At 62.9% G+C, this 24,343-nt stretch carries 19 protein-coding genes and 1 pseudogene; 7 read left to right on the forward strand and 13 right to left on the reverse strand.

From position 1 onward, the window contains the following. Nucleotides 1–33: 33 nt before the first annotated feature. On the forward strand, nt 34–1,290 hold the full coding sequence (locus ACFSQT_RS12735) for an RNA polymerase sigma factor (protein WP_379019009.1): 1,257 nt from the start codon (nt 34–36) through the stop codon (nt 1,288–1,290). 282 nt (nt 1,291–1,572) lie between these two features. On the opposite strand, the gene ACFSQT_RS12740 is transcribed toward ACFSQT_RS12735, so the two are convergent. From ACFSQT_RS12740 to ACFSQT_RS12760, 5 genes are all read right to left on the reverse strand, one after another. Next, nucleotides 1,573–4,041, reverse strand: a complete 2,469-nt coding sequence (locus ACFSQT_RS12740) for a PAS-domain containing protein (RefSeq protein WP_379019011.1) — start codon at nt 4,039–4,041, stop codon at nt 1,573–1,575. 83 nt (nt 4,042–4,124) lie between these two features. Further along, on the reverse strand, nt 4,125–5,228 hold the full coding sequence (locus tag ACFSQT_RS12745; RefSeq protein WP_379019013.1) for a branched-chain amino acid ABC transporter substrate-binding protein: 1,104 nt from the start codon (nt 5,226–5,228) through the stop codon (nt 4,125–4,127). Nucleotides 5,229–5,852: 624 nt separating this feature from the next. Further along, nucleotides 5,853–7,598 (reverse strand): adenylate/guanylate cyclase domain-containing protein, encoded by a 1,746-nt coding sequence (locus tag ACFSQT_RS12750; protein WP_379019015.1) that lies wholly within the window; start codon nt 7,596–7,598, stop codon nt 5,853–5,855. A gap of 269 nt (nt 7,599–7,867) precedes the next feature. After that, the gene (locus tag ACFSQT_RS12755; RefSeq protein WP_379019017.1) at nt 7,868–9,586 is read right to left on the reverse strand and encodes an adenylate/guanylate cyclase domain-containing protein; all 1,719 of its coding nucleotides are present in this window, start codon (nt 9,584–9,586) and stop codon (nt 7,868–7,870) included. Nucleotides 9,587–10,121: 535 nt separating this feature from the next. After that, a complete protein-coding gene (locus ACFSQT_RS12760) occupies nt 10,122–10,964 on the reverse strand; it encodes a class I SAM-dependent methyltransferase (protein WP_379019019.1) in 843 nt (280 codons plus the stop codon). Nucleotides 10,965–11,557: 593 nt separating this feature from the next. Between ACFSQT_RS12760 and ACFSQT_RS12765 the strand changes: the two genes are divergently transcribed. From ACFSQT_RS12765 to ACFSQT_RS12775, 3 genes are all read left to right on the forward strand, one after another. Beyond that, nucleotides 11,558–11,845 (forward strand): hypothetical protein, encoded by a 288-nt coding sequence (locus ACFSQT_RS12765; RefSeq protein ID WP_023785323.1) that lies wholly within the window; start codon nt 11,558–11,560, stop codon nt 11,843–11,845. A gap of 263 nt (nt 11,846–12,108) precedes the next feature. Further along, complete coding sequence (locus ACFSQT_RS12770) at nt 12,109–13,257, forward strand: amidohydrolase (RefSeq protein ID WP_379019021.1); 1,149 nt, start codon at nt 12,109–12,111, stop codon at nt 13,255–13,257. Between the two features lie 175 nt (nt 13,258–13,432). Further along, nucleotides 13,433–13,906: a VOC family protein gene (locus ACFSQT_RS12775; RefSeq protein WP_379019426.1), complete on the forward strand. Its 474-nt coding sequence runs from the start codon at nt 13,433–13,435 to the stop codon at nt 13,904–13,906. An 11-nt stretch (nt 13,907–13,917) separates the two neighbouring features. Here the strand turns inward: ACFSQT_RS12775 and ACFSQT_RS12780 are convergent. Continuing rightward, a pseudogene (locus ACFSQT_RS12780) lies at nt 13,918–15,482 on the reverse strand (FAD-dependent monooxygenase). A 330-nt stretch (nt 15,483–15,812) separates the two neighbouring features. Between ACFSQT_RS12780 and ACFSQT_RS12785 the strand changes: the two are divergent. Next, on the forward strand, nt 15,813–16,178 hold the full coding sequence (locus ACFSQT_RS12785) for a hypothetical protein (protein ID WP_379019023.1): 366 nt from the start codon (nt 15,813–15,815) through the stop codon (nt 16,176–16,178). A 32-nt stretch (nt 16,179–16,210) separates the two neighbouring features. Here ACFSQT_RS12785 and ACFSQT_RS12790 read toward each other — a convergent pair whose 3' ends face one another. The 4 genes from ACFSQT_RS12790 to ACFSQT_RS12805 form a co-directional block, all read right to left on the reverse strand. Beyond that, nucleotides 16,211–17,137: a DMT family transporter gene (locus ACFSQT_RS12790; RefSeq protein WP_379019025.1), complete on the reverse strand. Its 927-nt coding sequence runs from the start codon at nt 17,135–17,137 to the stop codon at nt 16,211–16,213. Between the two features lie 109 nt (nt 17,138–17,246). Then, nucleotides 17,247–17,867 carry a DNA-3-methyladenine glycosylase gene (locus tag ACFSQT_RS12795; RefSeq protein WP_379019027.1) on the reverse strand — a complete coding sequence of 207 codons (621 nt, stop codon included), beginning with the start codon at nt 17,865–17,867 and terminating at the stop codon, nt 17,247–17,249. 16 nt (nt 17,868–17,883) lie between these two features. Then, nucleotides 17,884–18,264 carry a nuclear transport factor 2 family protein gene (locus tag ACFSQT_RS12800; protein WP_379019029.1) on the reverse strand — a complete coding sequence of 127 codons (381 nt, stop codon included), beginning with the start codon at nt 18,262–18,264 and terminating at the stop codon, nt 17,884–17,886. Between the two features lie 131 nt (nt 18,265–18,395). Then, entirely contained in the window at nt 18,396–19,256 is an 861-nt protein-coding gene (locus ACFSQT_RS12805; RefSeq protein WP_379019031.1) for an SMP-30/gluconolactonase/LRE family protein, read from the reverse strand. A 114-nt stretch (nt 19,257–19,370) separates the two neighbouring features. On the opposite strand from ACFSQT_RS12805, the gene ACFSQT_RS12810 reads away from it, so the two are divergent. Together ACFSQT_RS12810 and ACFSQT_RS12815 are read left to right on the forward strand one after the other, a co-directional pair. Next, nucleotides 19,371–20,171, forward strand: coding sequence for a helix-turn-helix domain-containing protein (locus tag ACFSQT_RS12810; RefSeq protein WP_379019033.1), 801 nt, complete (start codon nt 19,371–19,373; stop codon nt 20,169–20,171). Nucleotides 20,172–20,529: 358 nt separating this feature from the next. Next, nucleotides 20,530–21,906 (forward strand): adenylate/guanylate cyclase domain-containing protein, encoded by a 1,377-nt coding sequence (locus ACFSQT_RS12815; RefSeq protein WP_379019035.1) that lies wholly within the window; start codon nt 20,530–20,532, stop codon nt 21,904–21,906. An 88-nt stretch (nt 21,907–21,994) separates the two neighbouring features. Here ACFSQT_RS12815 and ACFSQT_RS12820 read toward each other — a convergent pair whose 3' ends face one another. The 3 genes from ACFSQT_RS12820 to ACFSQT_RS12830 are packed head-to-tail and all read right to left on the reverse strand — an operon-like array spanning nt 21,995 to nt 24,286. Further along, nucleotides 21,995–22,822, reverse strand: coding sequence for a YiiX/YebB-like N1pC/P60 family cysteine hydrolase (locus tag ACFSQT_RS12820; RefSeq protein WP_379019037.1), 828 nt, complete (start codon nt 22,820–22,822; stop codon nt 21,995–21,997). A 49-nt stretch (nt 22,823–22,871) separates the two neighbouring features. Next, complete coding sequence (locus tag ACFSQT_RS12825; RefSeq protein ID WP_379019039.1) at nt 22,872–23,816, reverse strand: CHAD domain-containing protein; 945 nt, start codon at nt 23,814–23,816, stop codon at nt 22,872–22,874. Beyond that, complete coding sequence (locus tag ACFSQT_RS12830; RefSeq protein WP_379019041.1) at nt 23,813–24,286, reverse strand: CYTH domain-containing protein; 474 nt, start codon at nt 24,284–24,286, stop codon at nt 23,813–23,815. Before ACFSQT_RS12830 ends, ACFSQT_RS12825 begins: the two co-directional genes overlap by 4 nt. Nucleotides 24,287–24,343: the final 57 nt, after the last annotated feature.

Raw genomic sequence — 24,343 nt, forward strand, 5'->3', positions numbered from 1 at the left:
TGCCTGCCTTATGGCTTTGGCCGACAATGCGGCATGACCGCAGGCGAAACGCACCAGGCGATCGAAGCGATTTTTCGCATCGAACGGGCAAGGCTCATTGGGGGTCTGGCCCGCGTCGTGCGCAATGTCGACCTTGCAGAGGAACTGGCGCAGGACGCCCTGGTCATTGCCCTGTCCGAATGGCCCAGGAGCGGCGTTCCGGCCAATCCCGGCGCTTGGCTGATGACGGTCGCCAAACGCCGCGCCATCGACGCGATCCGTCGCGACAAGATGCGCGCGCGCAAGCATGAGGAGATCGCGCGGGAGCTGGACGGCGCGTTTGACGACACGTCCGAGATGATCGAAGCGGCCATGAATGACGATCTTGGCGACGAGCTGCTGGGCCTCATCTTCACGGCCTGCCACCCCGTGCTTTCGGCCGACGCCCGCGCGGCGCTCACGCTGCGTGTCGTCGGCGGTCTGACGACGGACGAGATCGCCCGTGCTTTCCTCTCGAACGAGGCAACGATCGCCCAGCGCATCGTCCGCGCCAAGAAGACGATCGGAAAGGCCGGACTGAGCTTCGAAGTGCCGCACGGCGCCGAACGCACGGCGCGGCTCTCCTCGGTGCTGGAGGTCATCTACCTCATCTTCAATGAAGGCTATGCTGCCACGGTGGGCGACGACCTTGTCCGGCCGAGCCTGTGCCGGGAAGCGCAACGGCTGGGCCGCATGCTGGCGGGGCTGATGCCCGAGGCTGCCGAAGTGTTCGGCCTGCTGGCCCTGATGGAAATCCAGGCATCGCGCCTGACGGCACGCATCGGGCCGGACGGCGCCCTGGTGCCGCTGACCGAGCAGAACCGCGCACGCTGGGACCAACTGCTGATCCGCGGGGGCCTCGACGCGCTGGCCCGCGCCGAAGCTCTCGGGGGCGATGGCGCCTATGCATTGCAAGCCGCGCTTGCGGCCTGCCATGCGCGCGCCCGCAGCCCGGCCGATACCGACTGGCCCCGCATCGCGGCGCTCTACGACGGGCTGCGCGCCGTGATGCCCTCGCCGGTGGTCGATCTCAATCGGGCGGTCGCCCACAGCATGGCCTTCGGGCCCGAAGCGGGCCTGCGGCTGGTGGACGAGATCGCCGACGCCGCCGCCTTGCGCAACTATGCGCCATTGCCGGCGGCGAGGGGCGACTTTCTGTTTCGAGCCGGCCGACTTGCCGAGGCCCGTTCCGAATTCGAGGCCGCGGCCAGGCTCACCCGCAACGTCCGGGAAGCGGCCTTTCTCCTCGCCCGAGCAGACGCTTGCGATTGACGGCGTCGATCTCTCCAAGACCGAAAGCCGCCATCGTGCGCTGGGCTGCCTGTTTAAAAGCGCCGCATATCGGTCGCGAACACCTGCGTTGCCATTTCCTAAGAGCGGACATGGCGGCGATGACGCTCGCGGTCGTGATTGCGCCACTTCCGGACCTTGCCAGCGACGCCGGGAAGGTCAAGTCTCTACGCCAAACGAGGCGCTGGCGGAGGAACATCCCTGCTCTGGTCGACGAGGCAAGGGCGGTAGAAGTCGACGATCCGGGTGCGGGCGCGAAGCCTGCTACCCAGGCTTATGACAAAGTCGATCGAGCACCTCGCGAAGCGCGATTGCGGCCTGGTCACGCTCGTCGGCAGACATCAGCTCGGGTTCAGCTTCCAGCCTGAAGTGCGGCAGCTGGGTTCGAACTGCGCCATTGGCGGCGGCCAGGTTGGCCCTCAGATCGATGACGCGATATGTGGCGACCGGATAGGCGATACCCTTGACCTGAACGTGCCCCAACCCCACGCAATCTATCGTGTCCTTCACTTGCGAAAACGTCTCATACGAAATGAGCACTGCGCCCGGCGGAGCCTCCTGCTCAAGGCGCGAGGCGAGATTCACGGCGCCGCCGATGATCGTGTAATCCATCCGATCCTCGCTGCCGAAGTTGCCGACTGTGCAATAGTCGGTGTGGATGCCGATGCGGCAGCGCAGTGGTGTTTCGATTCCAACATCGTGCCAGATTTCGGCGAGTTCGCTCATCCGTTTCTGCATGGTGAGGGCCATCTGCACACAGGCGAGCGCATCCTCCTTTACACCGCGGGTCTCCGGATCCCCGAAAAACATCAGGATTGCGTCGCCGACGTATTTGTCGATCGTCGCGCCGTGATCCAAAGCAATCTTCGACATTTCGGTCAGGTAGTGATTGAGGAGCTGGGTGAGATCCTCGGATTCCATCTTGTCGGTGGTCTCGGTAAAGCCGGCGATATCGGAGAAGCATATCGTTAGCTTCTTGCGCTGGCTGGCGATCCTGACGTCCTGACGGCCGGTGAAGATTGAATTGTACACCTGGGGCGCCAAGTACTTGGCGAGCTTGCTGGAGAGAGCCTCGAGCGCCATGGATTTCTCGGCGAGGTTTTCCTCCCTTTGTTTCAGCTCCGTGATGTCGGAGTAGACGGCGACCGTGCCGCCGCCGGTGATCCGCCGCTCGCTGACCATGATCCATCGCCCGTCGCCTCGCCGCTGCACCTGCGGTTCGCCCGGGTTGCGGTGCCGAGATAGCCGTTCGGCGATCCATTCCTCGACTCGCCCCTCGGCATCCCTGATGTAGCCGCGCTCAGCGGATCTGCGAATGATGTGCTCGAATGTGGTGCCGGGCATCAGTTCGATCGCAAGGTCGCTGTAGAGCAGCTCGCGGTAACGGCTGTTGCTGAGGACGAGCTGGTCGTCCGCGTCGTAAAGGGCGAATCCCTCGGAGATGCTCTCGATGGCATCGATGAGCCGCTGGCGCGCTTCGGCGACCTCGCGCAGGTTCTTCTCCTCGACTTCGACCGCGGTGTCACGGAACAGCTGCAGCGCCTTGGCCATGCGTCCGATTTCGTCGCGGCCTGCGCCAGGCAGCGGCGCACGAAGATTGCCGCCTGCGATGGCGAGCATGCTTTGGCTCAGCCCCGCCAGGCGGGCAAGAAGGTTGCGGTCGACATACAGCCACACGATCAGAACTGAACTTAGGAGGCTCAGAAAGGCGGAGCCAAGGACAACTCCGGTACCGTAGCGCTGGACGGTCGCGGCTTCGCGGCCGGCCCCGGTGATGTCACGGTCGGCGGCAGCCACGAGGCGGTCTACGGCACCGGTGAGTTTGCGCGACAGCTGATCGTTCTCGGCCAGAAGCTTCGCGCCATCTGCGAGTACTGCGAGTTCATTCTCGCGCGCCTTCGGGATGCTGCTCGCACCGTCGATCAGCGCCTTGAACTCGTCCACCCGCTGCTGGAAGCGGCTCCGCAGCTTTTCGTCGATCTCTGTGGAAACCGTGTCGAGAACGGCGAGCGACCGGCGCAGCGGAAACAGGATCAGCGACAGATCGCCTGGCGTCGGCGCGTCCGCCGTCTTGACCAGCGCGTCGTTGACCGCCGAGATCTCCTGCTGTGCCTTCTGTTGGGGAATATAGGCGGCAATCGCCCCGAACAGGTCGGCCGTCGCCGCGGTGCGCGCGTCGGGCGGTGCGGCGGCATTGGCCGCGGCTGCACGCCACTCGGGGACCTTGGAGTTCATCACGAGGATACCGGGCGCCACAAGACGCTGGCTTGCACTTGTCGTAATCGACAAGCGGCGCAGCAACTCCTCTTTGCGCGCAACCACGGTGAGGCGAGCGGCGACAAGGTCGTCGAGAGCGTTGAGGTTGCGCCGCAGACCAATCACCTCGGCTTCGATCTCGGCCACCGCTGCCGCGCTGACCGCAGTGCCTTTGAGCGCGGAAAGCAAATCTTCGAGGCGCGCCATCTCGACCCGGATCGCAGCCGAGACCTCATTGTGTTGAGCCGTGTTGGTCGTGGCCAGCACGGCGGGCGCGGTGGCGGCGACCCGCTCGGCTTGGCGGGAGAGCTCGAGCGATGCAAGCGCAGATGGAACCCGGCGCTCCGTGATTCGCTCGACGACCTCGCCCACTTGCAGGAAGGCATATACGGCCGCGGCGGTCGCGAGCACCGCGAAGGTGCTGATACTGAAGAAAGCGAGCAGCAGACGGCCACGTATGCCGAGACGCTCAAACATCGCGGCAACTGCCTGATTTGGCTGGTGCGGCCAATAGGGTCTGCACAGATTGGCCCAAAGCGATCCGCCGGATAGGCGGTCGGTTACTCCAGCGGCACGTACTCGTCACCCCTCCAGACATACCATATCCAGCTTTGTACTGTGAGATCGCCCTTGTCGTCGAAGTCGATTGAACCAAGTACGGTGTCAAATAGATGGCTGTGCAATGAAGCAATCACCTGCCGCAACTCCAGCGACCCTGCCTTATTGACCGCTTGCGCCCAGGCTTGGACGGCGCCGTAGCTCAATAGCGTGTAACCCGTGGGCTCGAAATTCTCGGCACGAAACCGCTCAACGACTGGGGCCGCTTCGGCAATTCGCCGTGCGTCTGTGGTGAACGTGAAGAGGGTACCCTCGGCGGCGGGGCCGGCGATCAAGACAAATTCCTCGGTCGCCAAGCTATCGCCTGAGACGAGCTGAACTGAGTAGCTGCGGTCGCGTGCAGCGCGAGCCATGAGTGCAACCTCGGTGAGATACCCGCCGACATATAGCACGTCAATGCCAGCCGCCTGCAACGTAGCGACCTCGGCCGAATAGTCGTTCTTGCCGGGGGTGTACGCGTCGTAGATCGCTTCGGTTATGCCCCGCTTGTTCAACTGCTTTCTTGTCTCATCGGCGAGGCCCTTCCCATAGGTCGTGTTGTCGTGAAGGATCGCGATTTTCTTGTCGCCCCAATGATCGGCCAGATAGTTGCCGGCCACGACGCCCTGCGCATCGTCTCGGCCAATGACACGAAACACGTTGGTACGGCCTTGTTCGGTCAACAGAGGATTGGTCGATCCTGGTGAAATCTGCAGAATTCCCGCCGCCTCGTACACTTTCGATGCGGGGATCGAGGCGCCAGAGCAGTAGTGCCCGACGACGAGCACTACACCGTCAGCCACCAGTTTTTGCGCGGCGGCCACCGCTTGCTCGGGATCACAGAAGTCGTCGACAGTGATAAGCCGCACCTGCTGGCCGAGTACGCCGCCCGCCGCATTGATATCAGCCACGGCCATCTCTGCGCCACGCTGCATCTGCTCGCCGATCCAGGCGAGCGGTCCCGTGACCGGGCCCGCCGCCCCGATCTGCACCTCCGCCCGCGCCGGGCAAATACAGGCGGCTGCAAGCGCGACAATGGCAACGGCAATGGCAATGATGCGGTGCATCGAGGCACCCCCAAATTGTAGCTTACGCCAATCCCGTTGGCGCCGACAGTCCTTTCCGCGAGCGCGGATATCCCGGCTGGTGCGGCTGCGCGCTCGGCTCTTTTCAGCGAGGGCGACCAGGCATCAGGATTCGCGATACAGTCTTGTGCGGAACGAAATTCTCGATGACTGGCTGACGCGTTCGCTTGTTGAGCTCTCCACAAAATCGGGTGCTAAGCGGGTTGTTCCCGGTTCTCACGACGAGCCGAATTGTCCCTTTGCAGACCTTCAGGCCCAACCTACGAAGGTCGCCTACGGGTCAACTCCAGACATTGCACCTGTCGCGCCGCGCGTCCGCTCTTGCTTTCCGGACGCCGAAAGCTGCCTGTCCGCTCCCGCCGCTGGGCTGCCTGTCTGAAAAGCGCCTCATGTCCGCCGTTGAGGTCTCCTTGGTCGTCTCCCGAACGCAGACATTCGGCTCAGGCGGAATGATGTCCGGGTTTTGACCGATTCGAGACCTATAGATTCCGAAGGAATGCCGCCATTTTGGCGGCGAAACGTCTGCAAAGGGCGCTTCGTGAGGAAGGCCAAACAGGCAAGTTCGCCCGGTCGCTTGACAATCAACGCGTGTGTAGCGAAGCGACACTAGTCCGGCAAGCCAGCCATCCGGAGTCCGTCCGCGAAATGCTCGACCGTGGCCCGATTTTGAGCGGGTTGGGCGTTCGCCCAGCCGACGACCGAGAAACGTGGGTTGTTAGCGAGAAAGAGTTCGGCTTCACGATGTGCTTCCTCAATCTGGCCGAGTTGCGCAAGGCTTGCCGCCAGTATCTTGCGGGAGCCTGTGCGATAGGTCAGCTCAGCGCGCAACACCTCGGCTGCCGCTTCGTACCGCCGCGCGGCATAGTGCGCCATCCCTAATAGCCAAAAGTACCAGCCGGCTGGCTGTGGGTTAAGCCGGAACGCCTTCTCGATAAGACCCATGGCCTCGTCGGTCTTACCTCGCCACAAGACCAGTTCGGAGCGCATAGCATAGGTGTCGGCATGGTTTGGTTCGACCCTAATCGCGGCGTCAAAAGCGGCGTCTGATTCAGCCCAATTGTGTTCATAAGCCAATAGATAGCCGAGCACCCAGTGGTTGCCTGCGTCGTTGGGGTCCAGCGCTACGGCTCGCCGCGCCATTTCCAGAGACGCGGCTCTTTTCGATGCGGGCGACTCAATGCTGAAGCTCCAGAGCGCCCAAAATGTGAATGCGAGCCAGCGAACAGCCTCCGCATAGTTGGGGTCTTTGGCGACAGCTTGCGTGAGCAGGATATGGGACTCGCGGATCGCTTCTGCAGAGCCACCGAAGTTCGCGAGCAGCGGACGCGCTCTCACACACAGCTCGTATGCTTCCAGGCTGGTTGGCCGATTCCTGGGCGGCAGCTTAGTGAGCCGGCCCACCAAGGCTTCGACGATCCGATTGGTCACTTCGTCCTGCACCGCGAATACGTCTTCCAGACTGCGATCGAAGCGATCCGCCCAGATGTGATCGCCACCGATCGCGTCGATCAACTGGACGTTGATGCGAACACGTCCGGCCAACCGGCGCGCGCTGCCCTCCAAAACGTATCGAACGCCGAGTTCACGCGCGACTTGGCGAACGTCGACAGATCTCCCTTTATAGGCAAACGTCGAATGGCGTGCGATCACGAATAGTGCCACGTTCCTCGAGAGCTCGGTGATGAGGTCTTCAGTCAGACCATCGGCGAAAGCATCCTGTTCGCGCTCGCCGCTCATGTTGGTGAAAGGGAGTACAGCGATTGACGGTTTGGCCGGCAGCATTGGAGGTGCCGGGTCAGCAATGCCGGGGGTGTACCCTTCCGAAAGTGGCCTGATACGGTAGACACGCACTGGTTCGGCAATGTTTTTTAGAGTCTTGTCGCCGAGGTCGTCAAAGGCTGCGTCGAGCCTCCGCTTGACCTGGTCGTAGACGCTTCCGGAAATGCACACCTCGCCGCCGTCAGCAAGAGCCTCCAGCCGCGCGGCGACATTGACGCCGTCACCGTAGATGTCGCCGGCTTCAACAATGACGTCGCCCAAATTGACACCTATACGAAGCACGACGTGCCTCGCTGATGGCAACGGCTCGTTCGCTTTGGCCGTATCGCTTTGGAGATCGAGCGCGCACTGAACTGCGTTGACCGCGCTTGTGAACTCGACAAGCACACCGTCGCCCATCACCTTGACGAGCCTGCCTTGATATTTCGTGACGAGGGGCGATAGCACCTCGGTGCGCCGTTTCTTCAACGCATCAAGGGTCCCGATCTCGTCTGCCTGCATCATGCGGGAATAGCCCACGACATCCGCGCTCATGATCGCGGCGAGACGACGCTGTGCGCGTTGTTCGGCCATTAGGGGCGATTGCCTCAAACCAGGAGTTTGATGGTAGGCACCCGATTACTAGAAGTCCATCGACGTCGGCTGCGGGTAGTGGGTCAGTTTGAAATCTTGATCAAGACGGATGGCCGAACGTGGTCACAATAAGCGTGGCCACTCCGAAGCAGCATACGTAAACAATGACACCGTAGGCAATGACCCGGCGGGCAGTTCGGAAAACCGGTCATACCAGACGAGCCTATGTCTTGACCAGAGCAAGCCGGCGATCCAAAACGATGCGCTCTTTAGTCGGGAAGGCCAGCCTTGCGGTAGCCTTCGACGAAGCGCTGGAGCACTTCCTCGTTGTCGAATGGCTGCGATGTTGCCCAGTGCCTGATGCTGAAATGGGGATCGTTCATCATGAAGAATTCCGCCTCCTGACGGGCTTCATCCAGGCGCCCGAGCTGCGCGAGGGCTGCCGCAAGCAAGCGCCGCGACGTGGTGCGGTAGGTTTCCGGTTTGCGCAAAGCCTCAACCGCGGATTGATAGTCGCCGAGCGCATAATAGGCTTGGCCTGCCATCCAATAGTACCATCCCGGTGGGTGCGGATTGAGCCGCAATGCCCGCTTCACGAATTCGACGCCCTTGACCGCGTCGCCCCTCAGGGTGATGAGATCCGAGCGTATCGCCCAGGCATCGGCATGATTAGGATCGAGCTTGAAGGTTGCCTCGAACTCGGCATCCGACTCCGCGTAACGCCGTTCGTGACCAAGTATGATGCCCAGCCCCCAGCGGTTCCCCGCATCGTTAGGGTCGAGCGCCACAGCCCGCTGCGCTTCCGCCAGCGCGCGAGGCTGATTGGTTTGCTTCGGCTCGTTCCAGAACAGCCAGCCGAGCCAAAGATTGAGGGCCAGCAAGCTATGTGCCTCGGCATAGTCAGGATCGAGTCCGATCGCCTTTTCCAGGAGCATGCGCGCTTCCCGCGCGCCTAACCCGGTCTGAAAACTGACGCCGCGAGCTCGCACACAAAGGTCATAGGCTTCGAGACTCGTCGGCCGTTTGCGCGCCGGCTGTCCGGCCAATCGGCCGACAAGGGCTTCGACGATCTTGGCCGTGACCTCGTCCTGCACTGCAAAGATATCATCGAGGCTGCTGTCGTAGCGCTCAGCCCAGATATGATCGCCGCCGATCGCGTCGATCAGCTGCGCATTGATGCGCACGCGCGCCGCAGCGCGCCGGGCGCTGCCTTCAACCACATAGCGCACCCCAAGATCACGCGCGGTCAAACGCACATCGACCGACCGCCCCTTGTAAGCAAAGGTTGAGTTGCGCGCGATGACGAAGAGGCCGGCTGAGCGAGACAGGTCGGTGATCAGGTCTTCGGTCAAGCCGTCGACAAAGGTTTCCTGCTCCGGATCGTTGCTCATGTTGGTAAAAGGCAAGACCGCGATCGAGGGCTTGTCGGGCAATTCCAGCGATGCGAGTCGGCCGACCGGAGCGGCTCTCGGAAGCTGTAGGTTGACACGATAGCAGTATATCGGCTCGGCCATATTCTTCACCCGCTGCTCGCCCATGGGCTCGAACGCAAACGCCAACTTCTGCCTGACCTCCTTGGACACCTTCTCCGAAACGCAGATGCCACCGGGCTCGGCGAGTTGTTGGAGACGCGACGCCACGTTCACGCCCTCGCCATAGCGATCGTCCCCTTCGACGATCACTTCTCCAAGGTTGATTCCGATCCGGACTTCGAAGCGCTGGTCTTCGGCGACGCTCGCGTTACGCTCCGCCATGCCGCGCTGAAGCGTGACCGCGCATTCGACCGCATCCACCACGCTGCCGAAATCCGCCAGCAGGCCGTCTCCCATCAGCTTGAAGATTCGCCCGTGTCGAGTCGCGATTTCCGGCTCGAACAGCTCTTTGCGGCCACGTTTCAGCCGGTCGAAGGTGCCCGCTTCATCCGCCTCCATGAGCGCCGAGTACCCGACAACATCGATGGCAAGGATTGCAGCGAGCTTCCGCTCCATGTTGAGCCTCAGTAAAGATTCACGACTCGCTAGCCGCAGGTCAGAGGCAGGACCGGCGCCTCCGGCCTTACCGGCCTATGATACCACAGATCACGCCTATTGAGACTATGGCTCGCGCGACGCCCCAGCTCTCCTGCCGCAGCGCCACTGACGCGCGTCCGACCCATCCCGCTGCTTGTTCGCAGCAGTGCCCGCGCAAACGGACCATGACCCCTTTGCGCCCTAATATCGGCCGTAGAGATCAGTTCAGTCGCTTCCTGAAAGCAGAAGACATCGCCGGCGACGAGGTTGGAAGTCGGGATTGCGCCTATATTGTTGAAAAAGTCCGACGCACGATAGAGCAAGCGTTGGCGACAGAATCTCATTTCATGGCAAGGCTTTATCCGGAATCAGGATTCGGGATCGGACTCCTGGCGAGAACGATATTCTACGCAAACGTCCTCTTCGGCTTAGGCGCGGACTTTTTCACCAATATCCGCCAACTCCTGACGTTTAGCTGGACGCATGGCAGGGTCGCGAGCCGAACCCGTTCCGGTCATTGGGTTCGGCACAAAAGCACCCAAACGGTCATGCGCGCGACCGTTATCGTCGCCCGCCAGCTAACCTGTACTCGACTTCTACCTCGATGGGCCCCGCCAGTGTCCCCGAAGTCACGCTGTACTTCCTCGCGCACTGCTTTGCGAGCCTCCACAGAGAGCGAGACAAGAGCTTGCCCAGGCGAGCCCGCACCTTTCTCAAAAGGCTCGAAGTATGCGTCAAAGGAAGGCAGCACGAACCGATGCGTCTCGGTGGTGATCTCCACGTCCTGGAAATTCGCGGCCTCGAACAGTGACCTCAATTTCATTTCGTCGCCAACCGAAAACACGCTGGCGGCCGCCACTGCTAACGACGGCACATGCCGTGCAACGGCGAGGTTGATGCGATTGTTGTAGGACCGTTCTGGCACGGTGTTGACCGAGACTGCGGCGCGCCCGCCGGGACGAAGTACGCGACGAAACTCTGCAAGTCCGCTTAGGGCATCGGGGAAGAACATCAGTCCGAGACTGCACACGACCGCATCGAAGCTTTCGTCGGAAAATGAAAGTGCCTGGCCGTCCTCGACCGCAACCGACGCGTTTTTCGAGTGGCGGAGGCGTTCGCGCGACTTTGCGACCATTGCGGGCGACAAGTCGGCGGCAGTGACGTGGCCAGTCAGGCCAACGATGTTCAGGGCAGCTTCGGCTGCGAGACCTGTGCCCGTGGCGATGTCGAGGACACGCATACCCGGCGCGATGTGAGCCGCGCGAAGTAAGTAGGGAACGAAGTGCGTTGTAACGTGGGCGAAGGCACGGTCGTAACCGGCCGCCGCTTCATCCTTGTACGTCAGTTCCTCTACCACTCGGGCGTGTCCGTTTGATTGACGGTTCAACACTAGGTTAGGACAGCGCCGAAGGCTACCTTGTCCTTGGATGCTCCTTGGCCGTTCGGATCGATGGCGGCAACGTGAACTTCCCACCCAGTCCTGTCTTTGGAGAACGGTCGGCAACGGCGGCACAGGGGTCAGCTCACGACATTGGACCCTTGAGGTTGAACGTCCGCTATCATTCTTTCCCGCACAAAAAGCGGATCTTCCGTTTTCGGCCCCAAAGCTGCCGGACGGCAATGCGCCTCTTATCGAGCATTGAGACCAACGTCGCTGTGCGCTCAGAAACGGACCCTCGCGATCCAGAATCGTTTGCTGGATGGACCAGCAAGCGCGGCGAGCAGCGGACGCGCTCGTCCGAAGAGTCTAGCACCTGGTCGGTGATCGGTCCGGCCTCCCAAGCCAATGTCCGCCTGCCGCGCTCCACGTTATTGCAAAACGTTCAAATTTGAGCTTCGGCACTCATGCTTTGTCGAGGGTACCCCTGTAATCACTTAAACCGTCTGCGCCGTAAGTTTAGCCGTTTTGAATCGCCGTCGGCGACGATGACGACGAAATAGGAGAACGCAATGACTCGTAATCACGTTGAACGTCTTGGAGAGTTCAGGGAAATCCTGGTCGCGACTCGACGCGAAGGAGTCCGCAACGTGCACCATACTCGCGACGCAATGCGGGCAAGTGGCTTTCAGATCGGGGACAGCGATGGCGCCAGCTATGGAGCCGAATTGAAGGCGCTCCAAGAGGAAATTGAGGCAGTCGATCGCGCCATCGAAGACGAGAAGCGGTTGGCCTTGGCCCTCGAGAGCGAGACGCAATCCCGCCGACCGGCTAAACCGAGAATCGTGAAGGGAACATAGAGTCAGGTATGGCCCTTGGCGCCCGTCGCGTCGATCGCCTGTATGGGTCGTTGTCACCGTGGCGAGCGCCCCGCTGCTGGCGCAAAGCGGTCGGCGCTACCCAGGATGCTAAGGTCGGCTTTCTAGCCCCGTCATCCCGAAAGCCGATGTTCCGCTTCCGGCCCCACTGCCGCCATCCACAACCGCGCCGGATTGACCGCTTCTGGCGCTTGGCGGAAGTTTCGCTGCGTGTGTTATGCAGAGCGCAAGCGGAGACGGAAAGCGTGACCCTGACCAATCGAGACATCGTCGAGCTTACGGCGTGGCGGCGCAAGCTGCACCAGCATCCGGAAATCTCGAATGAGGAGGAGAGGACCGCCCGGGAGGTCGTCGCCTTCCTTGCCGATACAGGGCCGGACGAGGTGCTGACGGGATTGGGTGGGCACGGTGTGGCGGCCATCTACGAAAGCGGCAAGGCTGGACCAACTGTCATGTTCCGCTCGGAACTCGATGCGCTGCCGATCCACGAACTTTCGGGCGCGCCGCATTCATCGCTGGTGCCGGGCAAGTCGCATATGTGTGGCCATGACGGACACACGGCGATCCTGGCATCGCTTGGCCGCCAGCTTGGGCGCGACAGGCCGGCTCGAGGCCGGGTCGTGCTGATGTTCCAGCCGGCGGAAGAAACCGGCAATGGAGCGGCCGGCGTCGTCGCCGATCCGCGCTTCGGCAGGATCGCGCCGGATTTCGCGTTCTCATTGCACAATCTGCCCGGTGTGCCGCTCGGCGAGGTGCGGCTCAAAACAGGCGTGGTGAACTGTGCGTCACGCGGCATGCGCATCGTGCTGGAGGGCAAGACCGCGCATTCGTCCATGCCGGAGACCGGCATCTCGCCGATGATGGCGATCAGCCAATTGATGCCGGCGCTGCCTGCGCTCGGGCGCGGGACCTTTGCCGACGACGAATTCAGCATGGTCACCGTCACCCATGCCACGATGGGCGAAGCCGTGTTCGGCATCGCGCCCGGCCAGGCCGAGGTCTGGGCGACGCTGCGCACCCGGCGCGACGACCGCATGGCCAACCTGTGTGCCGCCGCCGAGGCGCTGGTTACACAAATCGCGGGCCAGCATGGCCTTTCCGCACGGTGGGATTATCACGAGATATTCGTTGCCAGCGTCAACGCACCGGAGGCCGTGGAGCATCTGCGGCGGGCTCTCGATGAAGAGGGCGTCTTGCACGGAGAAGAAGCCCTGCCGATGCGCGCCTCGGAAGATTTCGGCGTGTTCGGTCACACGGCGGCATCCGCGATGTTCTTCCTCGGCGCGGGCGAACGGCAGCCGGCGCTGCACAATCCGGACTATGACTTTCCGGACGACCTGATCCCGATCGGGTCAAAGGTGTTCATGCGCGCGGTGCGCAATATTCTGGGCTAACTCCAGCCATGGTCAACTCGAATGCGGAAAACCCGACTCACAGGGACATCGTTTCGTGGGCGGAACATCCGATGGCATCAGCGCATTCTGTGTTCGTGGGGCACTGAATCGCCCGCCGGGTGCGTGGGAAACCGGGCCGGAAGGCCTTCAAAAGCGAAAGGGACAAGCAATGGCAATTGCCAAGAACACGATCTGCGTGTGGTACGACAAGGACGCCGAGGCCGCGGCCCGCTTCTACGCCGAGACTTTTCCCGACAGCGCGGTGAGCGCCGTCCACCGTGCTCCCAGCGACTACCCGTCCGGCAAGGCGGGCGATGTGTTGACGGTCGAGTTTACCGTTGCCGGCATTCCCTGCCTCGGCCTCAATGGCGGGCCGGTGTTCAAACACAACGAAGCCTTCTCGTTCCAGATCGCCACAGACGATCAGCAAGAGACCGACCGCTACTGGAACGCCATTGTCGGCAATGGCGGCCAGGAAAGTGCATGTGGCTGGTGCAAGGACAAATGGGGCGTCTCCTGGCAAATCACGCCGCGCGTGCTGACCGAGGCGATGGCTGCCGGCGGCGACGAAGCGAAACGCGCGTTTGATGCGATGATGGATATGAAGAAGATCGACGTCGCCGCGATCGAGGCGGCGCGGCGCGGCTGACGGTCAACGCCTCACGCGGTGTCGCGCGCCCATTCGGCTTCGCCAAACCATCGCGACGCGGCCTGCGAAGCTTCCTCATAGTCGGGGGCAGCGTCAGCGGCCCAGGCGACGAAGCCATCGGGGCGAACGAGCACAGCGCTTAGGCCAGCCGATCCTTGGCGTCACTTGCGACATAATTGATCCGGCCGCTACAGTGGCCTGCAAGCGCTTGAAGCGGCGTACCAGCGTCGAAGTCCAGCAGCAGGCCGCGCCCTTTCCTGAGGAGTTCGCCGAGCCTCGTTCCGTCGGCCAGCCCGAAGTCGGGCGCGCTGCGGCCCACCAGCGGGTGATTGCCGCCAAGATCGTAGCGGAGAGAAACGCCCCATACGCGCTCGGCGAAGTAGGTCGCGCCGTCGCGCGTGTCGATGAGATCGCGGATGATGGCCTCGAGCGCGCGCGAACTCCGGCTCGGCCGCATCAGCGCGACCTGGGCGCGCGACCAGTCAAGGACTTGCGCGCCCACCGGATGCCGCTCATTCGCATAGCTGTCGAGCACGCCGGCCGGCGCATCGCCACGGATCGTCGACGCCAGCTTCCAGCCGAGGTTCATGGCGTCGCCAAGCCCGAGGTTGAGCCCCTGGCCGCCCAAGGGAGAATGGATGTGCGCGGCGTCGCCGGCGAGCAGCACCCGACCTTTGCGGTAGGCCGTCGCCTGGTAGGCGCGATCCGTCCAGGTCGTGGCCAACTGGAGGGCCGTCAAGGTGATGTCGGCACCGGAGACGCGGCGCAATACGTCCTGCACATGGTCAAGCGTGATCGGCTGGGTCCGGTGGAAAGCGCCCCCGTCGAACTCGATCATCGCGATCGTCCCGGGGCGCGAGTAAGTGTACATGCCCGTCGGCGTGTAGTGGCGACCCGGGCGGAGCTTGTCCAGATCGGCCATCTCGACTTCGATGGAATAACCGGTGAACTCGGCATCGGTGCCGACGAACTTAAAGCCGCCAGCCTTGCGAACCGTGCTGCGGCCGCCATCGCATCCGACGAGCCAGCGTCCGCGGAAGGTCTCGCCACCAGCGCGAAGGGTCACGTCCTCGTCCGACTGGTCGAAGTCTTCGACGCCGAGGGCGCGCCTGATCTCGACCCCCTTCGCTGTTGCATGAGCGGCCAGGGCGGATTCGAGAGCCTCCATCTCGACCGCCATGCTGGTGCCGGCCGGGCTTGGCAGGCGATACGGCCACTTCGAGGTGTCGATGGCGTCGTGGTGGAACTGGATGCCGGCGAAATGGCCGCCCGGGCGGCGCGGCTGCTGCATCCAATGCGCGGCAGCCGAAGCGCTGCTGCTGGCCGAATCATCTTTCGCGCGTTGCGGCGCCGCGATGTCGTCCAGCAAGCCGCGACGCCAGAAGGCCTCGATGGTGGGCATCGAAAGGCCGCGCATGCCGAACGGAAGCCGCTTCAAGGGTGAGCTGGCGTCGGCTGCCTGCTCCAGCACCAGCACCGACAGCTGGGCGAGGCGCAGCTCACAGGCGAGAAACAGGCCGACCGGACCGGCACCGGAGATTACGACGTCATAAACGGGGGAATATCGGTCGTGCATGGACTGCTCCTTGGTCGATGTTCGACCGGAGCGTTCCTCGATCTTGAACACCACACGGACGAACCACTGGACGCCTGAGAAGCGTCCGATGTTCGTCGTGGGGATCTCGTGCACGAAGCCGAAGACCAGAGCTTTCGTTACCGAAAGGACTTGGGCTTACCAAACCAAGTCTGCCTTTTCCGACACGGGACTGTATAACGTCGTCGCGATTGATCTGCAACGGGCACGGCAGCGGCGGCCAAGGGCAACGCCAGCGGGCGCTGCGCAGCTATGTCCTTGTGGGAGGGAGAGTTCTGTGTACTCTCCGCAATGCTATGGGAAAGGCTTCGGATGAGAATTGCAGTGTTGGTCGCGTTGGCCGCGACATTGGCCGGATGCGTGACCTCTCCGGTCGCCTACGAAGCGTCGCTTTCGCAGCAAGACCCGAAATGGGTGTCGCCGGAATGCCAGCAAGCTCGCATGGCGGCTTCGGACTACGAGACCCGCGAAAAAGAACACCCGGGGTGGGGCTTCGGTGTCCTGCTTGGCCCGTATTCATTGGGGCTCGTGGCAACCATCAAGGAGCATGAGCAGAAGCAGCGAAAATTGTTTTCCCGCGAGGTGCACTTGCGGTGCTCAAGTCTCCCGCTGCCAGGGGAGCTGCAGGGCGATTCAAGCGCCCAGGACGCGAGTGCAAATCGGACGAAATATCCGTAGAACTGCACCCCAATCGCGTGCGGCAGGCAGTCTCAAACTGTCGCCTCGATCGGCTCGGCAAGCTTCGGGTTTGCGCGCGCGGCGATCAGGCAGCCGGTGACGATCAGGCATGCGCCCGCCAGCGTGGTCCAGGCGACCTCCTCGTCGAAGAAGAACCAGCCAAGTGTGATCGCCCAGATAAAGGCCGAGTATTCCGTCGGGATCAGGTATTGCGCTTCGGCGCGGGCGTAGGACCAGCTCATAAGGAATTGCCCGGCAAGCGACAGCACCGTCACCCCGGCCAGGGGAAGCCAAAGATTGCCCGGCAGGGCGAGGGCAAGCCACGGCGCGGCGAGGCCGAGGATGATGGCGACGCAAAGGTTCTGGAACAGCATGATCTCGACCGGCTTGGCCAACTGCGCCTGCTGCCGCGCGAGGATGAGATTGTAGCCGTAGAACACAGTCGAGACGAGCACCGCTGCCGTGCCAAGCAGGGCATCCTGCGAATAGCTTGCCCGCCCGAACTGGCCGGCCAATATGATCGCGACGCCGGCAATGCCGGCCAGCGATGCCCAGATTGCCTGCCGCCGGATGCGCTCGCCCAGCAAAAGTGCCGCAAGGAAGAGAGCGAACAAGGGTGCGACGAAGCTGAGCCCGATCGCCTCCGCCAGCGGCAGCCTGGCGAGACCCCAAAAGAAGCATATCAGAACGATGCCGACAATCGCGGCGCGCAGCGCATGCAGCCGCAGCACCGCAAGGGTTGGTTTTGAGCGCGGCCCTGCCGACCAGGCGGCGCCGGCAACGACGGTCGCGACCATGCTGCGCCACAGCACCGTGTTGTAGACGCCCACGGCAACGACCAGGGTCTTCATCGCCGCATCCATCCCCGACAGCAGAAAGATCGCGAGCGCGCATACGAGCACCGGGATCATCGGGGAAACGGCGCCGGTCAGGCTGGATGTCTTCACGGCTTCACTCATGTGCAGCCGGATATCCCAGGGCCAACGGCAGGACCAGATGGCAGCCTTGGCGATCTGGAGGTCCAATCCCGATTGGCTTTGTGTCCGCCGCTGCGGCGGTGGCCATCTCTTATTCGTTGAGCGATCCCGGACCGCTGACGAACGGGCTGCCCCTGAGATAAAACCGCAGCGGCCGATCGGCGTCCTTCGAAATGCCGATCCTGACGCCCTGCCCGATCTCGCGCGGTTCGTAGGCACCGCGTGCAGGCCCGTGGCCGTCATGGGCAAGCCACAAAGAGCCTTCCCGGCAAAGATCGATCCCGTCGAGCGAACGGTCGATCCGCAACGCCTGGGCGAGCCTCCCCGGTCCTCGCGTAAGGTCGCGCAAGCGCTCTATGCCGCGATTGCGCCGCATGATCGCAATGCCGTCGAGCGGCTCGAGCGCCCGGATCAGCACGCCGGTTCCGATTCCCGGCGCCTCGCTCGAGACATTCAGCATCATTGAGGTGCCATAGGCGAGATAAACATAGGCGTGCCCGCGCTCGAGGAACAGCGAACGGTTGCGCGGAGTCATCCCCCGGTAACCGTGCCCGGCGGCATCGCCGACGACATAGGCTTCGGTCTCGACAATGCGGCCGCTGGCGACGCCTTCGGGCAACGCCCGCACCACCAGTTTGCCGATGAGATTGCGGGCGAGAGCGGCCGTGTCGATCGGCAACTCCGATCGCGCAAGGGGGCGGTAAGTGACCATCTTATGGCGGCCGGTTTCAGGGCATCGGTTCGACCCATTGCGCACGCGATGGCCCCGGCTCGAACGGATCGCCGAAATACTGGGTCTCGCGGGCCACCTTGCCATCGAGGAACTCCATGATGCTCACTGTGTAGGACGGCCGCCCATCATAGGTCAGGACAAATTCCGTGACCCAGAGGTCGCCCGTGCCGATTATGCGCCGCACCGTGAAGCGTTTCTTGTTCGGCTGCGCGGCGCGGGACGACTGAATGCTTCGCCGTCCGCGAATGCGCTCGCCCGATTGCGGATAGTCGAGCACCGCGTCCTCCCGATAAATCTGATGTTCCGCCTCGAGATCGTTCGCATCGGAGGCGGCCCAGTGGCGATCCAGAGCCGCCCTTGTCTCCCGGTCATCCATATCGACGCTCCTTCGCCCGCGATGCCAGGCCAGCGTACCATACGCCGGCCCGAGGCGGGCAAGAAGGGTGTGTGGCCGAGATGGGTGAATCGCGACATTTGCGAAGCCGGCTAACAATTGGACAAGGGCTCTCAATCGAGCTTCAGCGCGGCGACGTCGCCCTCATTCATCAGCGGCACATAGAGGATCGACTTGCCGTCGGTGCCGATGTCGGCGCTGCCCGGCTTGAAATGCGCCACCGCTTCCGGCGCGCCGCCGGTATGATAGCGGTAGAGCGTGCCAGTCAGGTAGGCGGTGGCGTAGATGCTGTCGCCGATGGCGATGACGCCGTCGAGGTCGGCGAATTTTTGCGCCCCCGGCAGTGGCGAAACCGCCTTGCTGGCGAGATCGACCGACAGCAGGCCGCCCGGCTCCGCGGTGCTGAAGTCGGGCTTGATGCCCTTGCCCCAGGAGGCCACGATCAGCCGGTCGCCGTCGGCGAAGACGCCGTTGGGCGAAGCCAGCGCCGCGTCCTTGACGAACAGCTCCGGCCGGTCGTCGTCGATGCGGTAGATGGCGTCGGCCAGCATGTCGGTGACATAGACCTTGCCGGCCTGGTCCGACGTCATGTCGTTGAGGAAGACGGCATTCGGCACCGCGATGCTCGACACCAGCTTGCCGCTGGCGAGATCGACGACGCGGATTTTTGTGATGTCGGCGACGTAGAGCTTGCCGCCTGAAATCGCCATGCCCTTGGGCGCGTCCAAGCCGTCGGTCCAGTGCCGGGTGACCGTCTTGCCGTCGATCGACAGCACCGACAGATAGCCGTTGCCGTCGGCGGCGCCGGGATTGCCTGATATGTTGGAGACGATGATGCGGTTGTTGGCGGCGTCGAACAGTGCCGATTCCGGCTGTTCGAGGCCGGTGGCGCGCCAGAGCTCGCCGGCCTGGGCAGCCGGCGCTGTTGCAAGGCCGATGACGGCGAGCAACGCCGAGGTGATGAGGGTGTTCATGGCTGGTCTCCTGTGATGACGGCGAAGTGCTATGATTTCCGATACTTTCCGGAAAGACCGATTACCGCTAGTATCGAAAGTCGATACGAAAACTGCCGGCAAGAGGTGCATCCGATGAACGGGCTGATCTTTGAGGCGCTGAAGCGGACGCTGAAGGCGAAGGGCGTCACCTATCGTGAACTTGCCGAACGCATGGGCGTTTCGGAACCGACGGTGAAGCGCATCTTCCACGAGCGCAACTGCAAGCTCGACCGGCTGATGGAGATCTGCACGGCTGCCGGCGTCGAGTTGGAGAACGTGCTCGGCTCGATGAACCGGGGGCCGGGTCCGGTAAACCACATCGCGCCGGAGATCGAGCGCAAACTCGCCGGGCGGCCGGCTCTGCTGTTCATCTTCGTCATGCTGTCCGAGAAATTCACCCCCGAAGGCATCATGCGTTCGCAAGGCCTGAGCGAGGCCTCGATGTTCCTCTATCTGCGCGATCTGGAGCAGCTCGGCCTGGTCGCGCTCGGCCGGGGCCTGTCGGCGAAAGTGCTGGTCGAGACGCCGATCCAGTGGAATTTCGAAGGGCCGCTCAGGCCTCTGTTCGAGATGACCAACAAGAACTTCATCGGCTGGGCCATCACCCATATCGAGAGGGAAGCGACCTTCGTCAGCTTCTCCAGGCGGATGCGGCCGGAAACGGCGGAGATGGTGCGGCGCGAGGCGGAGGAGCTGGCGAACCGCGCCAAATTGCTTGCCCACCACGACCAGCACACCACACCGGAGGAGGGGCTGACCGGCTACAAATGGACGTTCGCGTTTGGCGCAACGCCGTTTCCGGCGATCATGCCGATCGGGCCGCACCCGCGCGATGCCGGCGCGTTCGATCGGCCCGCCGCTCCTGCAAAGGGACGCCGCCCGTTACCGGCCTGACACGGCCAATCATCCCGAGCAGGATAGGGCGCGTTGGGATAGAACAGATCCGGCACCAACACGGTACAGCCCTCTGCAGCCAAGCTTCCGCCATGCCGCCCAGCGCCGGCCGGGCCGAACGCATCCATGTGGAGAATGACGCCGGGCGCTGCGGTTTTTTGGTGACCTGAAGAGAGAAGCCTCCGCCTGTCCTGCTTCGGTTTTCACCATGATCTTTTGTCCGGACATTTTTGCTCTTTGCAGCCGCGTTTCAAAAATGAAATCACATTCATGATAGAGTTCGCGCACTGATTTGTCAGATTGTAGAGGGCGGGTCTGCCGAATGCGTGACACGTCCCCGTGAAATCGAAGTGATCCTATGTCGACCGCGCCAACACTTGAACTTCGCCGCTATTCGCGCCTGAAAAATTTGCGGGCGCGCGCAGAACGCCAGGGTGCTGCATTGCAGTTCTGGGCGCGTACGGCATCGCTCGCCGTGATCTCCTGCTTCTTTTCATTGACCAGCCGCTGGGATGCTTCGCTGCTCTTCGTGCTGGCGGGCCTCGTGCTGTTCCAGCTCGTCGGCCTGATCCAGTTTCTCTTTGCTCGCCGTCGCACGGCGCGATGGTGGATCGGTTACCTCGCTGGTACGCTGGACATCATTCTGTTGACCGTTCTGCTGGTAACGCCCAACCCGTTTTCCCTGGAGGTCGCGCCGGCCGCGATGCAACTGCGCGAGGGCAGCTTCAAATTCCTGCTGATTTTCGTATGCCTTGGCGCTCTGACGCTTTCGACACGATTGGCACTCTATCTCGGCGCGCTCGCGGCCTTGACATGGGCGGTTGGGGTGGGATGGGTGATTTCTCATCCGGGAACCGTAATTCCGGCGACGAACCTCTATTCGCTGCCAATGACAGAGCGACTGAACCTCTATCTCAACCCCAATTTCGTCGATACATTTGCGCAGGCGACCAACGTGTTGGTTGTGCTGATTATCGGCGCGATCATGGCGCTGGTCGTCTTTCGTTCCCGACATCTGTCGGAAGACTATGTCAAGGCAGAGCGCGCCCGCGCCAATCTCGCCCGGCATTTTTCGCCCAATGTCGTCGACCAGCTCGCCACCGATGACGAGCCCTTCGGCCCGGTCCGCCGGCAGGATATCGCGGTGCTGTTCGCCGACATCGTCGGCTTCACACACTATTCCGAGGATCATCCGGCCGAAGCAGTGTTCGAACTTCTGCGTCAGTTCCACCGTCGCATGGAACAAGTCGTTTTCGACCACCAGGGCACTGTCGATAACTATATCGGCGATTGCATCATGGCGACATTCGGGGTTCCGCAAGCCAGCCATGACGACGCGACTCGGGCCATCCAATGCGCTGAAGCGATGGTCGCCGCTCTCGAAGACTGGAATGTACAGCGGGTGTCCAGGGGATACCCGCCGCTGGACGTTCGGATCGGTGCACAATATGGCGCAGTGGTCATCGGCGCTGTCGGCAGCGAGCGCAATCTGTCCTTCGCGGTGGTGGGCGACACCGTCAACGTCGCCAGCCGTTTGCAGTCGCTCTGCCGTGAGCTTCAGGCGAATATATGCTTTGGGTCACGACTGATTGAGGCCGCGAAGGCGGAATCGCCCACGACACAGTTGAATGCGCGCGATCATGGACCGATGAGCATCCGCGGCCGGGACGAACCGGTCCATGTCTGGGTCGAACACAGAGCCGAAAACCAGGGTGCTATTGCGATTCCGGCGTGATATAGGCCGCCATGTGAAACGCCTGCACCTCGGCGGGATAGCGGTAGGCCGCGCCATAGGGGCATGTCCTGACCTAGGCCGAAAGCCATCACGTGTCCGTGGCGGTTGCGCCAGCCTTTGCGGCTGCGGCGTCTGTGCTTGCCTTGTCATCCCATGTCATCGCCCGGTAGTCGAAACCGTATTCCAGCGTCGGCTTGACGATGCGGAAAAAGGGCGACAGGTCGAAGTCGCGCGGCGTGTACAGCGAGTGGTGGCGGATGTGCATGATTTCCTTGCGCGAATAGTTCGATTGCGCCGAAGCGCGGCCGGGCGCGCGGGTGATCTCGGGCAGGATCGGATAGCGGATCTGGCCATAGGCCTCGGCGATCAGAGAGGAACAGATGGCCCGTGTCGGGTCGCCGGAGCCGAATGCCAGCATGCGGCGGCGCCAGCGCACCGGCACCGGCGGCGTCGGCAGGAAATAGCGCAGCATGTCGAAAATGTTCTTGAGATCGTATCTCAGGCCGAGCTTGCCGATCATGAAGGCAACGACCTTGTCGCGGTCTTCCGGTGTCAGCCCGCTCGCCCGGCAGATGCGGGTGTTGTAGGTGCGGTAACGCGACAGCGGCACGGCGATGCAGCCTTCGCCGAGCGTGACCTCGATCAGCCGCCGCCGTTCCGTTCCGTCTTCCGGCGCGGGCAAGGCGTCGCCGATATAGAAGGCGGCATGCGACCAGGTCGACTGGGTCAGGTACTTGATCGCCGCCGAGATCCTCTGGTTGCCCTCGATCAGCAGGATGTCGCCGGGCTCAAGCGTGCGGCGCAGCGTCTCGGCGTCGGACGGAGTATAGGGCTCGTAGCCGGACGATTCTTCCTGCAGCCGGCCGGCGAGCCAGCGGCCAAGTCGATCCAGAAGCGTGTCGCCAGGCGCGGTCATGCCATATGGGGATTAGCACGGGCAGGCGGCTGGGCGCCAGCCGCACGTGTCAGCCGGCGGTCGCTGCGGCATCTTCCGGTGACGGAGCGGCGGCGAGATCGTCGCGCGCCTTGCGGGCCAGTTTCCGCGTCGAGCGTTTGGGACTGTCACCGAACAGCTCGGCCGCCTCGGCCAGACAGGCCTTCTTCAGCTGCTTCTCCGACCGCTTCAGAAGCTTGCCCAGAAGCTTGGTGTCCTCGGGCGGCCCGAGCGGCTGGTCATCGGCTTCGAGCAAGTCGCGCATGACGAACACATCGTGCAGGTCGCCCAGCCTTTCGCCCAGTTCGTCGACCGCCTTGCGCCGGGCCTTGATCGGCGTCGGCCACAGCCTGCCGAGCAGCGACAGATGCATGCCGTGCGTCTTGGCCGCCTTGCGCAGATCGTGGAAATCATTGGCTTCGCCGCGCGATCCGGCCCTCTCGAGCGCCTTCCTGGCCCGGCGCAAGGTGATGCGGGCGCCTTCGGCAAGCACATCGGCGGCCTGCTCCGGCTGGTCGGGCAAGGCAAGGCTTTCGATCCGCTTCAGGCCTTCCTCGCAGGCGGCGGTCGCCGCGCCGATCGCCGCTTCCAGCCCGGTGCCTTCGTGCAATTCGTGCTGGCGGGCGATCAGCCTGTCGCGCACCGCGCCCAGCCCGTCGCCAGCGCTCTCCGTGGGAAAGCTTGCCGCCAGCCGGTCGATGGTCTCGATCAGCGCCGTCGCCTCGCGCGGCCCGGCAAGCAGGCCCGCCACGTTGCGGTAGCACTGGTTCTCCATCTCGCAGAATGTTTCGTCACCGGAACGAACAAGGCGCAGCAAGGCTCGAGCGTTCTTCAGCCGCTTGCGGCACTTGTGCAGCCCCTGTTCCGGGCGGCTGCGCGCGGCGTCGAGATGGGCCAATGCCTTGCCGATGTCCTCGGCAAGGATTCGCCTGACCTCGCCGGTCAGCGGCAGGCGCGGATCGATGCGAAAGCTCATGCGGCGATCTCCGGAATCCCCCCGAGGGCGAGCGACGCGTTGTAGAATTGAGACTCGCCGGTGACCTCGCGGCCGAGCCAGTCAGGCAGCATTTCGTCCGGCACATCCTCCGGCGTCTCGAGTTCGGCGACCACCAGCCCCGCCAGCGGCCCACCAAAGACATCGACCTCATAGAGATAGCCGCGATGCCTAACATGGTGGCGTGTCTTCTCTATGACATGCCCAACGGCGAAGGCCAGCATCTCTTCGGCGTCCGCCAGCGGGATCGGATATTCGAATTCGTCGCGCTCGCGCGCCCTGCTGCCGAATTTGAGCGTCAACTTGGCGGAAGCATCATCGCTGATGCGGACGCGCAGCGTCCGGCCCGGTGTCGCGGCGAGATAGAACTGGCGAATGCGGATATCCGCCTCCACCAGGTTCCGCCATGCGGCGCCGGAGACCAGGAATTTGCGTTCGACTTCCTTGCCCATGGCCGAGCACTTAAGCGGTTGCCGCCGAAGATGGCAAGATAAGTCGCGCACCCAGCT

This window comes from Mesorhizobium calcicola (assembly GCF_042682105.1).
GTDB classification, from domain to species: Bacteria; Pseudomonadota; Alphaproteobacteria; order Rhizobiales; family Rhizobiaceae; genus Mesorhizobium; species Mesorhizobium calcicola.

Excerpts from the sequence above, each read along its gene's own strand:
- ACFSQT_RS12735 (WP_379019009.1), top strand. The coding sequence starts at position 34 with ATGACCGCAGGCGAAACGCACCAGGCGATCGAAGCGATTTTTCGCATC.
- ACFSQT_RS12740 (WP_379019011.1), bottom strand. The coding sequence starts at position 4,041 with ATGTTTGAGCGTCTCGGCATACGTGGCCGTCTGCTGCTCGCTTTCTTC.
- ACFSQT_RS12745 (WP_379019013.1), bottom strand. The coding sequence starts at position 5,228 with ATGCACCGCATCATTGCCATTGCCGTTGCCATTGTCGCGCTTGCAGCC.
- ACFSQT_RS12750 (WP_379019015.1), bottom strand. The coding sequence starts at position 7,598 with ATGGCCGAACAACGCGCACAGCGTCGTCTCGCCGCGATCATGAGCGCG.
- ACFSQT_RS12755 (WP_379019017.1), bottom strand. The coding sequence starts at position 9,586 with ATGGAGCGGAAGCTCGCTGCAATCCTTGCCATCGATGTTGTCGGGTAC.
- ACFSQT_RS12765 (WP_023785323.1), top strand. The coding sequence starts at position 11,558 with ATGACTCGTAATCACGTTGAACGTCTTGGAGAGTTCAGGGAAATCCTG.
- ACFSQT_RS12785 (WP_379019023.1), top strand. The coding sequence starts at position 15,813 with ATGAGAATTGCAGTGTTGGTCGCGTTGGCCGCGACATTGGCCGGATGC.
- ACFSQT_RS12790 (WP_379019025.1), bottom strand. The coding sequence starts at position 17,137 with ATGAGTGAAGCCGTGAAGACATCCAGCCTGACCGGCGCCGTTTCCCCG.
- ACFSQT_RS12795 (WP_379019027.1), bottom strand. The coding sequence starts at position 17,867 with ATGGTCACTTACCGCCCCCTTGCGCGATCGGAGTTGCCGATCGACACG.
- ACFSQT_RS12800 (WP_379019029.1), bottom strand. The coding sequence starts at position 18,264 with ATGGATGACCGGGAGACAAGGGCGGCTCTGGATCGCCACTGGGCCGCC.
- ACFSQT_RS12805 (WP_379019031.1), bottom strand. The coding sequence starts at position 19,256 with ATGAACACCCTCATCACCTCGGCGTTGCTCGCCGTCATCGGCCTTGCA.
- ACFSQT_RS12810 (WP_379019033.1), top strand. The coding sequence starts at position 19,371 with ATGAACGGGCTGATCTTTGAGGCGCTGAAGCGGACGCTGAAGGCGAAG.
- ACFSQT_RS12815 (WP_379019035.1), top strand. The coding sequence starts at position 20,530 with ATGTCGACCGCGCCAACACTTGAACTTCGCCGCTATTCGCGCCTGAAA.
- ACFSQT_RS12820 (WP_379019037.1), bottom strand. The coding sequence starts at position 22,822 with ATGACCGCGCCTGGCGACACGCTTCTGGATCGACTTGGCCGCTGGCTC.
- ACFSQT_RS12825 (WP_379019039.1), bottom strand. The coding sequence starts at position 23,816 with ATGAGCTTTCGCATCGATCCGCGCCTGCCGCTGACCGGCGAGGTCAGG.
- ACFSQT_RS12830 (WP_379019041.1), bottom strand. The coding sequence starts at position 24,286 with ATGGGCAAGGAAGTCGAACGCAAATTCCTGGTCTCCGGCGCCGCATGG.